The following is a 664-nucleotide window of genomic DNA, read 5'->3' on the forward strand; positions in this document are numbered from 1 at the left end:
GTACCATGTCAACCTTCGGCACGGGCCGGAGTGACTGTCACCGCAAGTGCGGCAAAGACAGCAACGGCAATACACACATTACGCATCGTTCACCTCTCACTGTTTTATAATAAAACGCCCGTTCCCGGACGAACCTCTGTAACACACTCAGACCACGCTGATGCCCAGCGCCTGTTTCTTAATCACCATAACCTGCACATCGCTGGCAAACGTATACGGCGGAATATCTGCCGAATGCCGTGTGGACGTAAGCGTGAACGTCAGGATCACGTTTCCCCGACCCGCTGGCATGTCAACAATACGGGAGAACACCTGTACCGCCTCGTTCGCCGCGCCATCATAAATCACCGCACCGTTCATCAGTACTTTCAGATAACACATCGAATACGTTGTCCTGCCGCTGACAGTACGCTTACTTCCGCGAAACGTCAGCGGAAGCACCACTATCTGGCGATCAAAAGGATGGTCATCGGTCACGGTGACAGTACGGGTACCTGACGGCCAGTCCACACTGCTTTCACGCTGGCGCGGAAAAGCCGCGCTCGCCGCCTTTACAATGTCCCCGACGATTTTTTCCGCCCTCAGCGTACCGTTTATCGTACAGTTTTCAGCTATCGTCACATTACTGAGCGTCCCGGAGTTCGCATTCACACTGCCACTGATA

Annotated in this window: 1 protein-coding gene; it reads right to left on the reverse strand. The window is 53.9% G+C overall.

The annotated features are described in order from the left end of the window. Positions 1-147: 147 nt before the first annotated feature. Positions 148-664, reverse strand: a 517-nt coding sequence (locus LKX83_RS31785) for a DUF3672 domain-containing protein (RefSeq protein ID WP_227887253.1), incomplete at its 5' end; no start/stop codon positions are given.

This window comes from Cohnella baijiui, from assembly GCF_020731285.1.
Lineage (GTDB): Bacteria > Bacillota > Bacilli > Paenibacillales > Paenibacillaceae > Cohnella.